The sequence below is a fragment of the Variovorax sp. ISS6 genome, assembly GCF_056523145.1.
Genome location: NZ_JAWRZC010000002.1, coordinates 1,291,156 through 1,307,899, shown reverse-complemented (window position 1 = coordinate 1,307,899; position 16,744 = coordinate 1,291,156). Strand labels below are relative to the sequence as shown.

Annotated in this window: 16 protein-coding genes; 9 read left to right on the top strand and 7 right to left on the bottom strand. The window is 69.7% G+C overall.

Annotation, left to right across the window (positions count from 1 at the left end; all coding sequences use genetic code 11):
• Window positions 1–38 precede the first annotated feature (38 nt).
• The 4 genes from AC1HIL_RS37775 to AC1HIL_RS37760 are packed head-to-tail and all read right to left on the bottom strand — an operon-like array spanning window position 39 to window position 4,166.
• Entirely contained in the window at window positions 39–971 is a 933-nt protein-coding gene (locus tag AC1HIL_RS37775) for an amidohydrolase family protein (protein ID WP_479668631.1), read from the bottom strand.
• Window positions 968–1,960, bottom strand: coding sequence for a TRAP transporter substrate-binding protein (locus AC1HIL_RS37770; protein ID WP_413764873.1), 993 nt, complete (start codon window positions 1,958–1,960; stop codon window positions 968–970). Before AC1HIL_RS37770 ends, AC1HIL_RS37775 begins: the two co-directional genes overlap by 4 nt.
• Before the next feature lie 58 nt (window positions 1,961–2,018).
• Window positions 2,019–2,996, bottom strand: a complete 978-nt coding sequence (locus AC1HIL_RS37765; protein WP_479668632.1) for a Bug family tripartite tricarboxylate transporter substrate binding protein — start codon at window positions 2,994–2,996, stop codon at window positions 2,019–2,021.
• A 30-nt stretch (window positions 2,997–3,026) separates the two neighbouring features.
• Window positions 3,027–4,166: an iron-containing alcohol dehydrogenase gene (locus tag AC1HIL_RS37760; RefSeq protein WP_479668633.1), complete on the bottom strand. Its 1,140-nt coding sequence runs from the start codon at window positions 4,164–4,166 to the stop codon at window positions 3,027–3,029.
• Between the two features lie 275 nt (window positions 4,167–4,441).
• Here AC1HIL_RS37760 and AC1HIL_RS37755 point away from each other — a divergent pair, with 275 nt between their 5' ends.
• From AC1HIL_RS37755 to AC1HIL_RS37740, 4 genes are read left to right on the top strand one after another with little or no spacing between them, the layout of a single operon-like run.
• Window positions 4,442–5,221 (top strand): enoyl-CoA hydratase/isomerase family protein, encoded by a 780-nt coding sequence (locus tag AC1HIL_RS37755; RefSeq protein WP_479668634.1) that lies wholly within the window; start codon window positions 4,442–4,444, stop codon window positions 5,219–5,221.
• Window positions 5,222–5,256: 35 nt separating this feature from the next.
• Window positions 5,257–6,483, top strand: coding sequence for a CaiB/BaiF CoA transferase family protein (locus tag AC1HIL_RS37750; protein ID WP_082322222.1), 1,227 nt, complete (start codon window positions 5,257–5,259; stop codon window positions 6,481–6,483).
• Window positions 6,484–6,519: 36 nt separating this feature from the next.
• Complete coding sequence (locus AC1HIL_RS37745) at window positions 6,520–7,518, top strand: Bug family tripartite tricarboxylate transporter substrate binding protein (RefSeq protein WP_479668635.1); 999 nt, start codon at window positions 6,520–6,522, stop codon at window positions 7,516–7,518.
• A 28-nt stretch (window positions 7,519–7,546) separates the two neighbouring features.
• Window positions 7,547–8,455 (top strand): amidohydrolase family protein, encoded by a 909-nt coding sequence (locus AC1HIL_RS37740; RefSeq protein ID WP_479668636.1) that lies wholly within the window; start codon window positions 7,547–7,549, stop codon window positions 8,453–8,455.
• On the opposite strand, the gene AC1HIL_RS37735 is transcribed toward AC1HIL_RS37740, so the two are convergent.
• Window positions 8,443–9,369 carry a transcriptional regulator GcvA gene (locus tag AC1HIL_RS37735; protein WP_422098612.1) on the bottom strand — a complete coding sequence of 309 codons (927 nt, stop codon included), beginning with the start codon at window positions 9,367–9,369 and terminating at the stop codon, window positions 8,443–8,445. The two genes, AC1HIL_RS37740 and AC1HIL_RS37735, sit on opposite strands and share 13 nt — an antisense overlap.
• Window positions 9,370–9,553: 184 nt before the next feature.
• Between AC1HIL_RS37735 and AC1HIL_RS37730 the strand changes: the two genes are divergently transcribed.
• The 4 genes from AC1HIL_RS37730 (at window position 9,554) to AC1HIL_RS37715 (ending at window position 13,710) form a co-directional block, all read left to right on the top strand.
• Window positions 9,554–9,964, top strand: a complete 411-nt coding sequence (locus AC1HIL_RS37730; protein WP_479668637.1) for a thioesterase family protein — start codon at window positions 9,554–9,556, stop codon at window positions 9,962–9,964.
• 155 nt (window positions 9,965–10,119) lie between these two features.
• Window positions 10,120–10,647: a PPC domain-containing DNA-binding protein gene (locus tag AC1HIL_RS37725; protein WP_296728988.1), complete on the top strand. Its 528-nt coding sequence runs from the start codon at window positions 10,120–10,122 to the stop codon at window positions 10,645–10,647.
• A gap of 121 nt (window positions 10,648–10,768) precedes the next feature.
• Window positions 10,769–12,343 (top strand): metallophosphoesterase family protein, encoded by a 1,575-nt coding sequence (locus AC1HIL_RS37720; RefSeq protein ID WP_057598079.1) that lies wholly within the window; start codon window positions 10,769–10,771, stop codon window positions 12,341–12,343.
• A complete protein-coding gene (locus AC1HIL_RS37715) occupies window positions 12,340–13,710 on the top strand; it encodes a cytochrome-c peroxidase (RefSeq protein WP_479668638.1) in 1,371 nt (456 codons plus the stop codon). Before AC1HIL_RS37720 ends, AC1HIL_RS37715 begins: the two co-directional genes overlap by 4 nt.
• 181 nt (window positions 13,711–13,891) lie before the next feature.
• Here the strand turns inward: AC1HIL_RS37715 and AC1HIL_RS37710 are convergent, their stop codons facing one another.
• Window positions 13,892–14,869 carry a DMT family transporter gene (locus AC1HIL_RS37710; protein ID WP_479668639.1) on the bottom strand — a complete coding sequence of 326 codons (978 nt, stop codon included), beginning with the start codon at window positions 14,867–14,869 and terminating at the stop codon, window positions 13,892–13,894.
• A gap of 72 nt (window positions 14,870–14,941) precedes the next feature.
• On the opposite strand from AC1HIL_RS37710, the gene AC1HIL_RS37705 reads away from it, so the two are divergent.
• On the top strand, window positions 14,942–15,430 hold the full coding sequence (locus AC1HIL_RS37705) for an Lrp/AsnC family transcriptional regulator (protein WP_057597190.1): 489 nt from the start codon (window positions 14,942–14,944) through the stop codon (window positions 15,428–15,430).
• 853 nt (window positions 15,431–16,283) lie between these two features.
• Here the strand turns inward: AC1HIL_RS37705 and AC1HIL_RS37700 are convergent.
• The gene (locus tag AC1HIL_RS37700; RefSeq protein WP_479668640.1) at window positions 16,284–16,652 is read right to left on the bottom strand and encodes a DUF2958 domain-containing protein; all 369 of its coding nucleotides are present in this window, start codon (window positions 16,650–16,652) and stop codon (window positions 16,284–16,286) included.
• Window positions 16,653–16,744 lie beyond the last annotated feature (92 nt).

The following is a 16,744-nucleotide window of genomic DNA, read 5'->3' as shown; positions in this document are numbered from 1 at the left end:
GGGTCTCCTGTTGTGGTTGGTTCTTGCACCCGGCCGCCTCAGCGCCCCGGGCCGGCCGTGTCGATGCGGTAGAAGCGCAAGACGTTGCCGCGCCAGACCGCGTCGCGCGCCGCGTCGTCGAGGCCGTTCAGCCCCTCGGCCACCGCGCGCACCACCTCGGCCATGGACGCGCGCAGGCCCGACACCGGCAGGTTGCTCGCGAACATGCAACGCCCGGCGCCGAAGATCTCGACCGTCTCGCGCACCACGCGCACGTTGCTGTCCGCGCTCCAGGGCGCATCGGGCAGACCGAACTCCGAGAGCTTGACCATCACCTCGGGCAGCGCCGCGAGCGCGCGCATGCCGCGCCGCCAGTGCGCGAGGCCGGCCTCGCTGCGGTCCCAGGGCAGGCCCGCATGCTCGATCGCCACGCGCAGGCCCGGAAAGCGCGCGACGGCCTCGGCCGCTTCCTCCAGGTGCCAGTAGGGCACGCGCACGTCCCACAGCAGGCCGTTGTCGCGCAAGAGGCCCAGGCCCGCGCACCAGCGTTCGTCCTGCAGGGTGCCGGGCTCGCCGCGCACGCTGTGATCGGGGCCGCGCGAGATGCGCGGCTTGCAGCGCACGCCGCGCACCAGCGGCCATTCGGCCTGCGCGCGCATCTGCGCTTCGGCATCGCTCGCGAGGAATTCGACATTGGCCACCACGGCATTCGGAAAGCCGTGCGTCGCGTGGACGGCATGCAGCCAGCGCGTCTCGGCCAGCGACTCGGCGCGCGAGCGCTCGGCCTCCACATGCACCGTGGCCACCACCGGCAGGCCTTCGGTGGCGGCGCGGTAGTCGGCCACGCCGAAGTCGCGCCGCAGCACCGCGTAGTCGCCGAGGAAGAAGGCCCCGGCGTCGTAGCCGTCCTGCAGCCACGGGAAGTGGCCCTCGCCCAGGTGCCACAGGTGGTGGTGCGCGTCGACGATGGCGGCGGGAAGCACGGCGCTCACGGCTGCGCGTCCATCGCCTTGAGCACCGCGTCGCCGTTCTTCTCGACGTACATCCTGCGCGTCTCCTCGCGCACCACCTGGCGGATGCTCGCGACGTCGGGCGTCTCGTTGATCTGCATGCCCTTGGCGCGCAGCTGGGCGATCGCGTCCTTCTCGCCGTCGTTGTTGAGCTTGCGCTGGAAGTTCGCGGCCGCTGCGGCCTCCTCGAGCATCGCCTTCTGGAACTCGGGCTTGAGCGCATCGAAGCGCGCCTTGTTCATGATCACCACCAGCGGCGTGTAGGCATGGCGCGTGAGCGAGAGATACTTCTGCACCTCGTACATCTTCGACGACAGCATCAGCGTGGGCGGGTTCTCCTGCCCGTCGACCGCGCCCGACTCGAGCGCGCCGAACACTTCGGCGAAGGGCATCGGCTGCGGGTTCGCGCCCAGCAGCTGGAAGGCCTTGAGGTGCGAGGGATTGGGCGTGGTTCGGATCTTCAGGCCCTTGATGTCGGCCGCGCCGTTGATCGGCCGCTTGTTGTTGCCCAGGCTGCGAAAGCCGATCTCCCAGAAGGCCAGGCCCTTGATCTGGTGCGTGCCGAGCTCGTCGAGCAGCGAGCGGCCGACCGGGCCGTCGAGCGTGCGGTAGGCCTGCTGCGCATCGGCGAACTGGTAGGGCAGGTCGAGCGCATTGAGCTTGGGCGCGAGGCCGGTCACGAAGGGGTTGCCGGTGGCGCCGATGTCGATGGTGCCGCTGCGCACGCCGGTCACCAGCGTCACGTCGTTGCCGAGCTGGCTGTTGGCGAAGACCTGGATCTCCACCGCGCCCCCGGTGCGCTCCTTCACGCGCTTCGCGAACTCGAGCGCGGCCTTGTGCTGCGAATCGCTCTCGGGCACGGTGTGGCTGAAGCGCAGCTTGACCGGCGCCTGCGCGGCGGCGCCGCCGGCGCCGAGGCCGAGCAGCGCGGCCAGCAGCACGCCGGCCAGGGACCTGAAATTCCTGTGCATGGTTGTCGTCTCCTGTCGTTGAAATTCGGGGAAGGCGCGTGCCTTCCGGGGCCGCCGCTCAGACCGTGACCTTGGCTTCCTTGACCACCTTGGCCCACTTGTCCTTCTCGGTGCCGATGAACTCGGCGAACTTCGCGGCGCTGCCGCCGCCGTCCTCGGCGCCGTAGCTCGCGAGCTTCTCCGCCACGTCGGGCATGGCGAGCACGCGGTTGAAGTCCTGGCTCATGCGCTGCACCATCGCGGCGTTCATCTGCGCCGGCCCGACCAGGCCATACCAGGTGCTGGCATCGAAGCCCGGGTAGCCGAGCTCGGCCACGGTGGGCACCTCGGGATGCGCCTTCGAGCGCCGCGGCCGCGTCTGCGCGATCGCCACCAGCTTGCCGCTGGCCACGTGCGGCGTGGCCGAGGTCATGGTCTCGAAGCTGTAGTCGATCTGGCCGCCGATCAGGTCGGTGAGCATCGGGCCCGAGCCGCGGTAGGGCACGTGCAGCGCATCGACGCCCGCGCGCAGCTTGAAGAGTTCGATCGCCAGGTGCTGCGAGGCGCCCGCGCCCGAGGAGCCGAAGGTCACGGTGCCCGGCTTGTCGCGGCACAGCGCCACCAGGTCCTTGACCGTGCGCGCGGGCTTCGAGGGGTTGCAGATCAGCAGGTTCGGCGTGACGCCCACCAGCACCAGCGGCGTGAAGTCGCGCTCCACCACATAGCCCAGCGTGGGATAGAGCGCGGGCGCGATCGCATGGTTGCTGATGTTGGTCATCAAGAGCGTGGTGCCGTTGTTCGGCTGCTTCGCGACGTACTCGGCGGCGATCACGCCGCCCGCGCCGGCCTTGTTCTCGACCGTGACCGGCACGCCCCACAGGGTGGCGAGCTTCTGCGCCATCACGCGCGCCATCACGTCGGTGCCGCCGCCCGGCGGAAAGCCGACGACGATGCGCACGGGCGCGGTGGGCAGCGGCGCGGTCTGCGCGCGCACGGTGGCGAAAGGCAGGGCCGCGCCGGCGGCCAGTGTCGATGCGATGAAGCGGCGGCGTTGCATGGCGTTGTCTCCTTGTGTTCTTTTCGAGGCCTACATCGACTCGGCCAGCAGGGCCTGGTAGTCGGCCACGCTGGCTTCGCGCGGATTGGTCTTGTGGCAGTGGTCCTTGAGCGCGCCTTCGATCACGCGCGGGAACAGGTCGGGCGAGACGTCGAGCGCGGCCAGGCCGGTGGGCAGGCCGAGGCGCGCGCTCATGGCCGCGACGGCCGGTGCCACCTCGTCGCCGCGGCCCAGGCCCATGGCCTGCGCCATGCGCGCGAGGCGCTCGTCCCTGCGCATCGACTCGGCCTGCGCGTTGAAGCGGATCACGGCCGGCAGCAGGATCGCGTTGAGCGTGCCGTGGTGCAGGCGCGGCGCGATGCCGCCGAGCGAATGGCTGAGGCTGTGCACGCAGCCCAGCCCCTTCTGGAACGCGAGCGCGCCCTGCATCGAGGCGCTCATCATGTTCAGGCGCGCCTCGCGGTCGCCGGGCGTGGCGGTGGCGCGCTCGATATGGCGCCAGGCGCGGCGCAGGCCGTCGAGCGCGATGCCGTCGGCCGGCGGGTTGAAGGCCGGCGCCATGAAGGTCTCCATGCAGTGCGCGATCGCGTCCATGCCGGTGGCGGCGGTCAGCATCGGCGGCAGGCCCAGCGTGAGTTCGGGATCGCACAGCGCGACGCGCGGCACCAGGTGCGGCGAGAGCACGCCGACCTTGCGGCCGTCGTCGAGGATCAGCACCGCGCCGCGGCCCACCTCGCTGCCGGTGCCGGCCGTGGTGGGCACGGCGATCACCGGCGCGGTGGCCGCGGTGATGCGCGCCACGCCGCCCTCGATGGCCGCGAAGGACTTCAGCGGCCCCTCGTGCGTGGCGCACACGGCCACGCCCTTGGCGAGGTCGATCGGCGAGCCGCCACCGACAGCGACGATGCCGTCGCAGCGGTGCTCGGCATAGAGCGCCACGGCCGCGCGCATCGCGCGCTCGGTGGGGTTGGAGGGCGTGCCGTCGAACACGACGAATTCACGGCCCGCGCCGAGCTGCGCGGTCACGCGTTCGAGCACGCCCGCGGCGCGCACGCCGGCGTCGGTCACGACCAGCGCTCGGCGGATGCCGAGGCGGTCGCACTCCTGCGCCAGCAGCTGCACGGCGCCGAAGTCGATCTGGATCTGGGTGATGTAGTTGATGAGCGCCATGCGCTGGCTCCTTGTCTCGGCGGTTGTCCGGAGTGCCGACGTATCGCTCGAAGCGGTGCCGGTCGTCGTGGGCCGCGAGTCTAGGAACGGGTGCCGGGGGCGGCAACGTGGATTTACTTGAAGTCCGGGCGAGAAAAATTCACAAGCCGACACCCCCTGCCAGGGCCGAGTTTTTCTTGAAGACCGCCCCAGTTTTTTTCGTTTGGCCGCGCGCGGACCGCTCCCTAGACTTCGGCCCGTTCGCAACCCGCCCCCTACGAAAGAGACAAGCCGACATGACCTCGCTCATCCTGGTCGAGCGCGACGACCGCATCGCGACCGTGACCCTCAACAAGCCCGACAAGATGAATGCCATGGACCAGGTCATGTGGCAGGGCCTGGCCGATGCCTTCGCCGAACTCTCGGCCGACGACGCGCTGCGCTGCGTGGTGCTGCGCGGCGCCGGCGGCAAGGCCTTCTCGGCCGGCGCCGACATCGAGGAGTTCCAGCGCAGCCGCGCCAATGCGGCGCAGGCCGCCGCCTATGCCGAGGTCACGCACCGCGCGATGCATGCGATCGCCACCAGCAAGCACCCCACGCTCGCAGTGATCGAGGGCGCCTGCGTGGGCGGCGGGCTCGAGATCGCCACCGTCTGCGACATGCGCATCTGCGGCAGCTCGAGCCGCTTCGGCGTGCCGGTCAACAAGCTCGGCCTGGTGATGTCGTACGGCGAGCTCGGCGGGCTGGTCGACCTGGTCGGCGGCGCGACCGCGCTCGAGATCGTGCTCGAGGGCCGCGTGTTCGATGCCAGGGAGGCCTTCGAGAAGCGCCTGGTGAACCGCGTGGTCGACGACGCCGCGGTGCTCGAGCAGGGCTACGCCACCGCGCGGCGCATCGCCAACGGCGCGCCGCTGGTGGCGCGCTGGCACAAGAAGTTCGTGCGCCGGCTCGCGCAGCCCGCGCCGCTGTCGGCCGAGGAGAACGCCGAGGCCTACGCCTGCTTCGACACCGAGGACTTCCGCATCGGCTTCCAGGCCTTCCTGGCCAAGGGCAAGCCGGTCTTCACGGGCCGCTGAGCCCGCCACCCTCCTTTCAGATCCGGAGTCCCCGCGTGACCCTTCCCCTTTCCCGCATCAAGGTCCTCGACGTCAGCCAGATCATGGCCGGCCCCTTCTGCTGCATGCTGCTCGGCGACATGGGCGCGGACGTCATCAAGGTCGAGACGCCCGGCATCGGCGACCAGACCCGCCGCTCGATGGGCTTTCGCCTCAAGGGCGCCGACAGCGGCGGCTTCCTCGCGCTCAACCGCAACAAGCGCAGCATCGAGATCGACCTCAAGAACCCGGCCGGCCTCGAGGCCTTCTACGCCCTCGTGAAGGAGGCCGACGTGCTGGTCGAGAACAACCGCCCCGGCGTGGCCGCGCGGCTGAAGATCGACTACGAGACCCTGCGCCAGCTCAACCCGCGGCTGGTGTACGCGAGCATCTCGGGCTTCGGCCAGACCGGCCCCTGGGCCAGGCGCCCGGGCCTGGACCTGATCGCGCAGGCCATGACCGGCGTGATGAGCGTGATGGGCCATCCGGGCGAGCCGCCGGTGAAGTCGGCGATACCGCTGGCCGACCTGGGCGCGGGCCTGTTCGCGGCCTACGGCATCCTCAGCGCGGTGATCGGCCGCGGCCTCACGGGCGAGGGCCAGTTCGTCGATGCCTCGCTGTTCGAGACCGCGCTGGGCCTGTCGGTGTGGGAGTCGGCCGAATACTGGGGCACGGGCCAGGTGCCCACGCCGATCGGCAGCGCCAACCGCATGAGCGCGCCCTACCAGGCGGTGCGCGCCTCCGACCGGCCCTTCGTCATCGGCGCGGCCAACCCCAAGCTCTGGACCGCGCTGTGCGGCGTGATCGGGCGCGAGGACCTGGTGCGCGACGCGCGCTTCACCGACAACGTGCTGCGCATCCGCAACCGCGTGGTGCTGATCGAGGAGCTGGAACGCGAGTTCGCGCGCCGCACCGCCACCGAATGGGTCGACGCGCTGCTGGCCGCGGGCGTGCCGGCCGCGCCGATCTACGACTACGCCGAAGCCCTGGCAAGCGAACAGGCGGTGGCGCGCAACATGGTGCTGAAGATCCAGCATCCTGTGGAGGGCGAGACACGCGCCCTGGGCTTTCCGGTCAAACTCGGCGGCACGCCGCAGCAGGTGCGGCATCCGGCGCCGCTGCTGGGCCAGCACACCGAGCAGGTGCTCGGCGAGATCGGCATGACGGCCGAGCACATCGCCGTGCTGCGAAGCAGCGGCGCGTTCGGCGCGGCGCATGCCGCGGCCGATGCGACGGCGGACTGAGACACGCAAGAAACACAACGAGACGGAGACAAGACCATGCAAACGAGCACCATCGACCTCTCGCGCCGCCGCTGGCTCGGCGCCATCCCCGCGCTCTCGGGTGCGCTGCTGTTCGCGCCGGGCTTCGCACGGGCGCAGGGCAGCGCCTATCCGCACAGGCCGATCGAGCTGGTCGTGCCCTGGCAGGCCGGTGGCGGCGCCGACGTGGTGGGCCGGGCCTTCGGCGCGGCGGTCGCCAAGTACCTGCCGCAGCCGGTGGTCGTCATCAACAAGCCCGGCGCCAGCGGCGTGCTCGGGCTGGGCGACGTGGTCAACGCCAAACCCGATGGCTACCGCATCGTGCTGTCGTCGACCGAGCTGACCTTTCTCAACCACCTGGGCCTGGCCAAGTTCTCGTACAAGGACCTGCGCCCGATCGCGCGGCTCAATGCCGACCCGGCCGCGGTGGTGGTGCGCGCCGATGCGCCCTACGCCACGCTCGAGCAGTTCCTCGAGGCCGCGCGCAAGGGCGACGCAAACATCCGCGTGGGCAATGCGGGCCATGGCTCGACCTGGCACATGGCGGCCGCCGCGCTGGCCGAGAAGACCGGCGCGAAGTTCAACCACATTCCCTATGCCGGCGGCGCGCCCGCGGTGCTGGCGCTGCTCGGCGGCCACATCGACGCGGTGACCGTGAGCACGGCCGAGGTGTCGAGCTACGTGGCCGCGGGCAAGCTCAAGGCGCTGGCCGTGATGGCCGACCGGCGCGTGGCCGACGGCTTCGAGAAGATCCCGACGCTCAAGGAACGCAACATCGACCTGTCGATCGGCATCTGGCGCGGCCTGTCGGCGCCGCGCGGCACGCCCGACGACGTGATCGCGGTGCTCACGGGCGCGGTCGCGAAGGCCGTGAAGGAGCCCGCCTGGCTCGAGGCGCTGACCAAGCTGCACTTCAGCACCGACACCTATGCCGACGACGCGGCGCTCGAGGCGGTGATGGCCAGGGAGAGCGAGTTCTTCAAGGCGCTCGCGGGCAAGATCAACCTGTCGAGCTGAGGCGCGGCGCACGGCAGAGAATCGCGCGATGGCTTTCGAATTCAGCGAACCCTTCGTCGACGCGCACCAGCATTTCTGGAACCTCGATGCACATCCCTATCCCTGGCTGCAGGGCGAGGCGGTGCCGAACTTCCGCTACGGCGACTATTCGGCGCTGAAGCGCAACTACCTGCCGGCCGATCTCGCGCGCGACACGCGCGGCTTCGCGCCGGCGCGCACGGTGCACATCGAGGCCGAATGGGAGCGTGCCGATCCGGTGGCCGAGACCCGCTGGCTCACCGGCCTCGCGGCCACCGAGGGCCGGCCCTCGGCGATCGTCGCGCATGCGGCGCTCGATCGTGGCGACGCGGCCGAGGTGCTCGCGGCGCAGGCCGCGTTCGCGCTGGTGCGCGGCATCCGCCACAAGCCGGTGACGGCCGCGTCGGCCGCCGAGGCCGCACGCGGCGTGGCCGGCTCGATGGACGATGCGCGCTGGCGCGCGGGCTATGCGCTGCTCGAGAGGCATGGGCTCTCCTTCGACCTGCAGGCACCCTGGTGGAACCTCGACCAGGCCACGCAGCTCGCGCGCGACTTTCCGCGCACGCTGCTGATCCTCAACCACAGCGGCCTGCCGGCGGACCGCGGCGCCGAGGGCCTCGCGGGCTGGCGCCGCGCGCTCGAGCGGCTGGCCGATGCACCCAATACCGCGATCAAGATCTCGGGCCTGGGCCAACGCGGCCTGCCATGGACCGAGGAGGCCAACGTGCCGCTGATGCGCGACGCGATCGCGATCTTCGGCACGTCGCGCTGCATGTTCGCGAGCAACTTCCCGGTCGACAGCCTCGTGGCCAGCTACGAGACCCTCCTGCGCGGCTTCCTCGCGGCCATCGCCGGGCACTCCGAGGCCGAACGCCGGCAGCTGCTGCACGACAACGCCGAGCGGCTCTACAGGCTCTGAGCAGCCGCCTCGTCCTTCGCGCGTTCCTCGTGCACCCATGACACGAAGGCCGCGATGCGCGCATCGGCGGCGCGGTCCTGCGGATAGACCATGAAGTAGGAGAACTCCACCGGCAGCGTGACGTCGAAGGGCTTCACCAGCAGGCCGTCGGCCAGGTCCTTCATCACCCAGTTCTTCTTCACCAGCGCCACGCCGAGCCCGTCGACCGCCGCGGCGATCACCAGGTGGCTGGGCCAGAACGAGGGGCCGCGCGTCACGTCCACGTCGCTCACGCCCGCATGCTCGAGCCACATGCCCCAGTCGGGGTTGCTCACGTCGCTGTAGGTGCTGTTGTCGTGCAGCAGCACGTGGTGCCGGAGGTCAGCCGGCGTGCGCAGCGGATGCTCTCCCTGCATCAGCGCGGGGCTGCAGACCGGGAACACTTCGACCGGCAGGCACAGCTCGGAGTGCAGGCCCGGGTAGATGCCGCGGCCGTAGCGCACCGCCATGTCGAAGTCCTCGCGCGTGAAGTCGACCATGTGCTTGGAGGTCGATATCTCGAGGTCGATGTCGGGGTAGGCCTGCATGAAGCGGCGCATGCGCGGGATCAGCCACTTGACTGCGAAGGTCGGCGGCAGGTTGATCTTGAGCGAGGGCGTGCCCTGCGACTGGCGCAGCTGCTGCGTCGCATACATCACCTGCTTGAAGGCTTCCTGGATGCCCGGCAGGTAGGCCTTGCCGGCGGCGGTGAGCGCGAGCGACTTGGTGTCGCGCACGAACAGCGCGATGCCGAGGTTCTCCTCGAGCGTCTTGATCTGGTGGCTCACGGCCGAGGGCGTGACGAAGAGCTCGTCGGCCGCGCGCGTGAAGCTCAGGTGCCGCGCCGCGACCTCGAAGGCACGCAGCGGATTGAGCGGGGGAATGGGGCGCGACATGGTGGACGTATTCCTTCGGGAGCGGGCACGGGACGGGGGCGCAAGGCCTTCAATATTTTCTACGCAATGCTTCGAGAAAAACTCGTTTGCCGCTCGGCGCCGCAATTCCTAGACTGCCCTTCGCGCCGACGCACAGCCAGTCGGGACAACGTCAATTGACGCTCAACGCTTTCGGACGAACCCCATGAATTCAGAACTGCGCGCAGGCGCCCTCACCCGCCGCGAACTCGTGATCGACCGGCCGCGCACCGTCGACTTCCTCGGCGAGGACCTGCGCATCTATGCCACGCCCGAGCTCGTGCGCGACGTCGAGCAGACCTGCCTCGACTTCCTGCTCGACCACGTGGGCGCCGGCGAATCCTCGGTCGGCACCGCGATCGCGCTCAAGCACGTGGGCGCCACGTTGCTGGGCCAGCCGGTGCGCATCGAGGCACGCGTGCACGCGGTCGACGGCCGCGGCGTGGACTTCGAGTTCACGGTACACGAAGGCGACAAGGAAGTCGCGAGCGGCACTCACAGCCGCTTCGTCGTCGACATCGCGCGGCTGCGCGCCAAGGTGCACGCGGCCGTCGCCCAGGGCACGAGCGCCTCGTGAGTTCCTGATCTTCCGCGGGCCTCGGCCCGCGGCTCCCCGTGCCGGACAGCGGCGCGCCAGCACTTTCGGTGCGGGCGTGCGGCCGTTCCTCACCCGTGCGGCGCAAGCCGAATCCGCAACCTGGTTGCATCTTCAAAAAGAAACGAGACAGACCGATGTTCAAGACCCTCGCATCCGCCCTCTTCGCACTGGCCACCGCCTGTGCCTCGCTCGCCTTCAGCGCCTCGGCCGGCGCGCAGGACCTGACCGGCAAGGTCACGCGCACGCCCACCGGCTACCTGATGGTGCTGCGCAACGGCGACGACGTGCTCGCGCACCTCGAGCGCCTCGCCGTGGTCGAGCAGATACCGAGCGCCAGCATCGTGGGCATCGGCTTCATGCGCGAGGCCACCTTCGGCTTCTACGACTTCTCGAGGAAGGTCTTCGACCCGAAGACCTTCAAGAACGTGGAACTCGCCAACCTCACGGGCTCGATCGCCTGGAAGGAGGGCAAGCCCTCGATCCATGCGCACGGCATCGTGACCGACGGCAGCTTCATCGGCGCGGGCGGCCACCTGCTGGGCCTGACGGTGGGCACGGGCTCGTGCGAGATCACGGTGATCCTGCATCCGCAGCGGCTCGAGCGCTTCGTCGATCCGGCCATCGGGGCGAATGTGCTGGGGTTGCATCCGGGCGCGAAGTGAGCGGAATGCGGGTGCGAAAGGAACTGGCGCGCGCCACTGACACGGCGCTGTAACACGGCTTGCATGTTCGCTTCGTATCGTCCGGGGACCCACGACAACAACCCACAACAGAGGGATCCCCATGCACGCCACTCCCACGACGCCGCGCGCGCGGCTCGACGCACGCCGCTTGCGCTGGCTCGCCGCCTTCGCCGCGCTCGCTTCCATCGCCGCCCTGCAAGCCTGCAACGGCGGCGGCTCCTCGAGCAGCTTCGTGCCGGTGCCCGGCGCGCCCGCCGCGCCGCCGGCTTCGGCGCCGCCGCCCGCCCCGGCGCCCGACGCGGCCACGGCCGACGCCAACCTGCAGGCCGCCTGGGTCGAGGTCGGCGAGGGCAACGCGGCCTTCGCGCGCGTCATCACCAGCTACGCCGCGCCGGCCGCCGACACGGCGGCCGATGCGAACGCCACCTGCCCGCAGATCACGGTCGACGGCAAGGCCAGCCGCATGAGCCTGCGCATCGGCGCGGGCTCGATGCCGCTGCGCACCACGGCCAGCGATCCCGCCGATTCGAAGCCGTCCGAATTCCCGGTGTCGACCTGCGAGGCCACCCTTCCCTCGGGCGCGAAGCAGGTCGCCGTCGGCAGCCGCTCGCTGCCGCTGCCCAAGGCCGAGCCGCAGCGCATCCTGGTGCTGGCCGACACCGGCTGCCGCCTGAAGAAGGCCGACAACGCCTACCAGCCCTGCAACGACAGCAGCGTGTGGCCGTTCGCGCCGCTGGCCGCCACCGCCGCCGGCTTCGATCCCGACCTGGTGCTGCACATTGGCGACTACCACTACCGCGAGAACGCCTGCCCGGCCGACGTGGCCGGCTGCAAGGACAGCCCCTGGGGCTACGGCTGGGACACCTGGCAGGCCGACTTCTTCAGGCCCGCCGCGCCTCTGCTCGCGAAAGCCCCCTGGGTGCTGGTGCGCGGCAACCACGAGGAGTGCGCGCGCGGCGGCCAGGGCTGGTACCGCTTCCTCGACACGCGCGCCTATGCCGACAAGCGCTCGTGCAACGACCCGGCCAACGACAGCACGGGCAACTATGCCGAGCCCTATGCCGTGTCGCTGGGTGGCGGCTCGCAGGTCATCGTGTTCGACTCGGCCAAGGCCGGCAAGGCGGCGCTGAAGACCGACGACCCGCAGTTCATCGCCTACCAGAAGCAGTTCCAGACCGTGGCGACGCTGGCGGCGAAGCCGGGCATGAGCACCACCATCTTCACCAACCACCACCCGATCCTGGCCTTCGCGCCGGTGGCGGGCGCGACGCCCGCGCCGGGCAACCTCGCGCTGCAGTCGGTGATGAACAACCTCTATGCGAAGGCCTACTACCCGAGCGGCGTGCATATCGCGCTGCATGGCCACGTGCATGATTTCCAGGCGCTGAACTTCGCCACCGACCATCCGGCCACCGTGGTGTCGGGCAACGGCGGCGACAACCTCGACGTGGCGCTGCCCGACCCGCTGCCCGCCGGCACCACGCCCGCGCCGGGCGTGACGATCGACCGCATCACGCACCACAACACCTTCGGCTTCATGCTGATGGAGCGCAAGAAGTCGCCCGACGTGGGCTGGACCTTCAAGGCCTACACCGTGGCCGGCAAGCTGCTCGCCACCTGCGGGCAGACCGGTCGGGCGCTGAGCTGCGACAAGACCGGCTTCCTGACGCCGTGACGCGGCGCTCGACGCGCTTCCCCCCGCTCGCGGGCGCCGCGCTCGCCCTGGGCGCGGCCTGCCTCGGATGGATCGTGGGTGCCGCGGGCGCCGCCCCGGGATCGATGCAGGTCATCGGCCCGGGCAGCCCGGCGAGCCAGGTGATCGAGCACATCGGCGCCACGCCGAAGCTGGCCGCGCGCGTCGATCCCACGGCGGCCGTGTTCCGGCCCGATCCCGCGCTGGCGGCGCTGGGCAAGCGCCTCTTCTTCGACACCCGGCTGTCGCAGCCGCAAGGCCTGTCGTGCGCCGGTTGCCACGACCCGCTGCGCGCCTTCACCTCGACGCTGAATGCGCCCTCGCTCGCGGGGCCGCGCACGCCGCAAGGCAGCCGCGCGGGCCGCTTCAGCGCGCGCACCGCGCCCTCGCTGCTGTACGTGCGCTACGTGCCGCGGCGCCACTTCTACCAGGACGACGACGCACCCTATGCCTCGCCGTTCGGCGGCCTGTTCGCCGACGGCCGCGCCGACACGCTGGCCGAGCAGGTCCGCGGCCCGCTGTTCGATCCCGACGAGATGAACAACGCCTCGCCGCGCAGCCTGTTGCGCAAGGTGCGCGCCACCGAACTCGCGCCGGCGCTGTCGCAGGCGCTGGGACCCGAGGTGCTGCGCGATCCGCAGCGCATGGTCCAGGGCATCGGCCTGGCGCTGCAGGCCTACCTGCAGAGCGACGAGATGGCGCCCTTCAGCTCGCGCTTCGACGACTACCTGCGCCTGCGCACGCCGCTGAGCCCGCAGGAGATGCGCGGCCTGGCGCTGTTCAAGAATCCGGACAAGGGCAACTGCATGTCCTGCCACACGCTCTCGGACACCGCGAGCCGGCCCGAGCGCTCGCTGTTCACCGATTTCGGCTACGACGCGATCGCCGTGCCGCGCAACCTGGCGTTGCCCGCGAACCGCGATGCGCGCCACTTCGACAACGGCCTGTGCCGCACGGCCTCGCAGCTGCGCTGGCCCGATCCCGGCCAGTGGTGCGGCTACTTCCGCACCCCGGGCCTGCGCAACGTCGCGGTGCGCCAGAGCTTCATGCACAACGGCACCTTCGCCACGCTGCGCGAGGCGGTGGCCTTCTACGCCACGCGATCGACCGATCCGGCCAAGTGGTACCACGGCCGCTCCACCTTCGACGACGTGCCCGCCGCGCATCGCGCGAACATCAACGTGAACTCGACGCCGATGAACCGCCGCCCGGGCAGCACGCCGGGGCTGAGCGACGAGGAGATCGACGCGATCAGCGCCTTCCTCGGCACCCTGACCGATGCGCGCTACGAGGCGGCCATGCGCGCGCCCGGCGTGGCCGCGGTGACGAACGCGCCAGCAGCCCGGTAAAAGCGAGGCGCTTACCACTGGAAACCAGGTTTCCACGCTCATGTGAGCGTCCGACCTCGCCAGCGGCGAGCCCCTCGCCCCCTCTTCGACCGGTGTTCGGCATGCCGAACACCCGCGATCAGGTTGACCGGGGGTGAAGGCGCCAGTCAGCGCCGTGCAATCGCCTTGCCCGAGCGTCCGCTCAAGCGAGCTCTCTTTTCTCGGGCAAGCTGCGATGCGCGGCGAGGCAAGCCAGCACGCTCGAGACCACGAAGACGAGCGCGAGCGTCTCGAACACGCTCGGCAGCCTGCGCTCCCATGCAAGGCCATAGACGAGCGCGAAAACGGTCTCAAAAAGAATCATCTGTCCGACCACCGTGAGGGGAAGCAGGCGACTCATCCGGTTCCACAACGCATTGCCTGCGATGGAAGCCACCAGAGCCAGGGCCAGCGACACCGAGGCGAATCGCACCCACTGATGCGCGTCGTGCTGCGTCGTCGCCAGGAGCAGGGCCAGCGGCAGCAAGAGCAGACTCTGCGCGCCCGTGACGATCCCCGTCAACAGGCTCCAGTCGTGTCCAGAGACGACGTGCATCCGCTTCAGGGCACGCGCATTGCCCACCGCAAACGCTGTCCAGGACGCCAGCGCGCCAACGGCACACACAAGCCCGAGCCCGCTCGACCCCGGCGCCGCCGCATTCGAAGCGGCCAAGGCCTCCCACCCAATGCAAAGCGCGCCGGCGCCACTCAGCAGGAGCGACGGCACAAGCGCCTTGAAGGGCGCCGCGCCGGTGTCGCGACTGCCGATGACGGTCACAGCCACCGGAAGGAACCCGATCACCAGTGAGGTCATGGCGATGCCTCCCAACTGCACCGCACTCGACAACAAGATGTAGTAAACGATGTTCCCAGTCAGGGCGAGCCAGGACAAGGTGAACCAGTGCGATCGCGACAAGCTCGTCGCCACCTGCCGCCAGCGCGGCGCAAGCATCAGCGCGGCGAGGACGCCATAGCACAAGTATCGACCGATGCTCAATTGCAGCGGATCGAAGTCCTTGACCAAGGCCGGTGCCAGAAAAACCAGACCCCACAGTGCGCCGGCACCCGCGCCGCAGGCCACCCCCAGGAGGGGGTGGGAGGGGGCCGCGCCGACAGGCCGTGCGTTGGAGAGGGAGGTCATCCGCGCACTTTATATTCGCCGCCCTGATTAAATCACCCGAAAATCACCACCCGGACGCACTTTTCACTCGACATGGCACCCAAGCCCCCGGCCACCGAATTCGCGCTCGACCGCCAGGACCGCGAGATCCTGCGCATCCTGCAACGTGACAACAAGACACCGCAGCGGGTGATCGCCGAGGAGGTCCATCTGTCCGCGGCAGCCGTGCAGCGGCGCATCGCGGCCATGGAGGCGGCGGGCGTGATCATGAAAAACGTGGCGATCGTCGACCCGGAGGCGGTGTCGGCCACCATCACCTCCATCGTCGAGGTACAACTCGTCGACGAGCGAGCGTCGACGGTGGATCGCGCCAAAGCGCTTTTTCGGGACACGCCCGAAGTCCAACAATGCTTCTACGTGACGGGTGGCGTCAGCTGTGTGCTCATCATCGTCGCACCCAACATGCGCAGTTACGAAGGTCTCACGCGGCGCTTGTTCGCGCAGAACGAGGCCGTCAAGAGTTTTCGCTCGCTCGTGGCACTCGATCGCGTGAAGACCGACACATCGATCGTGATTCCCTGAGCAAAAAGAGACCGCATACGATCGCATGGCCCCGCCGCCGCCAGCCAACGACAAGGGCGGCCGCGTCGGCGAGACAGCTACCCCAGCTCCGCCAGGAGCGCGCGGGCACGGGCCAAGCACCCATCTTGCGCACGGGACGCGGGCACGTCGGCGCCACCAGCTGCGACGATCTCCTGCAGCAGCGTGCGCATGCGCGGCGCCGCACACATCAGACGCACGACTTGCTCGAAAGTAAGGAGCCGGCCATCAGGCCCCGCGGCCAGGGCGGGACGATGAACTTCCCCAAGATTGCGCCCCTGCGCATCGAAAACCAGCGCCCAGCGGCGATCAACGCTGAGGGCATAGCGCCACACTATCGAAGCCTGTGGTTCGCGCGGACCGCCGGCACCAGGCGCGCCGCCCGCGACGGCGGGGGGTGTGACGAATGGCGTACGAGGATCGGAGCTGTCCATGGGGAGTCTGCCTTTCTGAGGTGACGGGCCGGCTCCCGCGGAGCCGCCTCGACGCCATGACGGCGAGGACCGCGCGGGCGCCAGGGCCCGCCCGCAAGCCGCAGCCCGCAGCAAAGCGCAGGGACCGGGTGAGGACGGGGGCGCAGCCGCACCCTGGCGGCCGCAAGGCCCGCAGCCAGGCGTCGGAAAGAGGCGGTCCCGGGGCCGGCCTGACCACAAGGCAGCGACCTGAGCGCCGCCCCGGACACCCCGGTGAGCACCCCCCAGACCGTCCTTCCAAGGACGCAAAAGGCAGCGCCCCTCACAACGAAAGAAGGAAAGAAGGAAAGGAGGAAAGAACAAGAGAAGGAAAGAAGCACAAACAAATGCCGGCAGCGCAGCTGCCGGCACAGGCCGACCGCTCAGGCCTCGATCCGGCCCGCCAGGCGCGCAGCGACTGCATAGGCACTGAGCGGTCGCGTCGCCTGGAATCCCACGTCCTGCTCGATCGGCAGGCGCAACGGCCCCCTCAGACAAGCCAGCGTGTCAAGACTCACGCATCCCAATTCGGGATAGCCCTGCCCCAAATCGCACAGACCGAAGGCGATCGTCGGATCGTCGGGATCGATCTCGCTCAGCAACCACGTCGCGCCGGCATCCGGTGTGAAGAGCTTGACCACCGGTGACGGATCGAAGAGTTCGTCGCGCGCATCAAATTCGCGCGATGCGCGGCCATTCGCGACAAGTCGCCGAACCTGTTCGTCGCTCAAAAAGAAGTACGAGAAAGTCATGTGACGCTCCAAGAAAAGGGCGGGATTGCCCAGGACCGTCACGGTCACGCCGAAGCGCAGCGGTCAAGGCTCGAAGACGGCCGCAGGCCGCC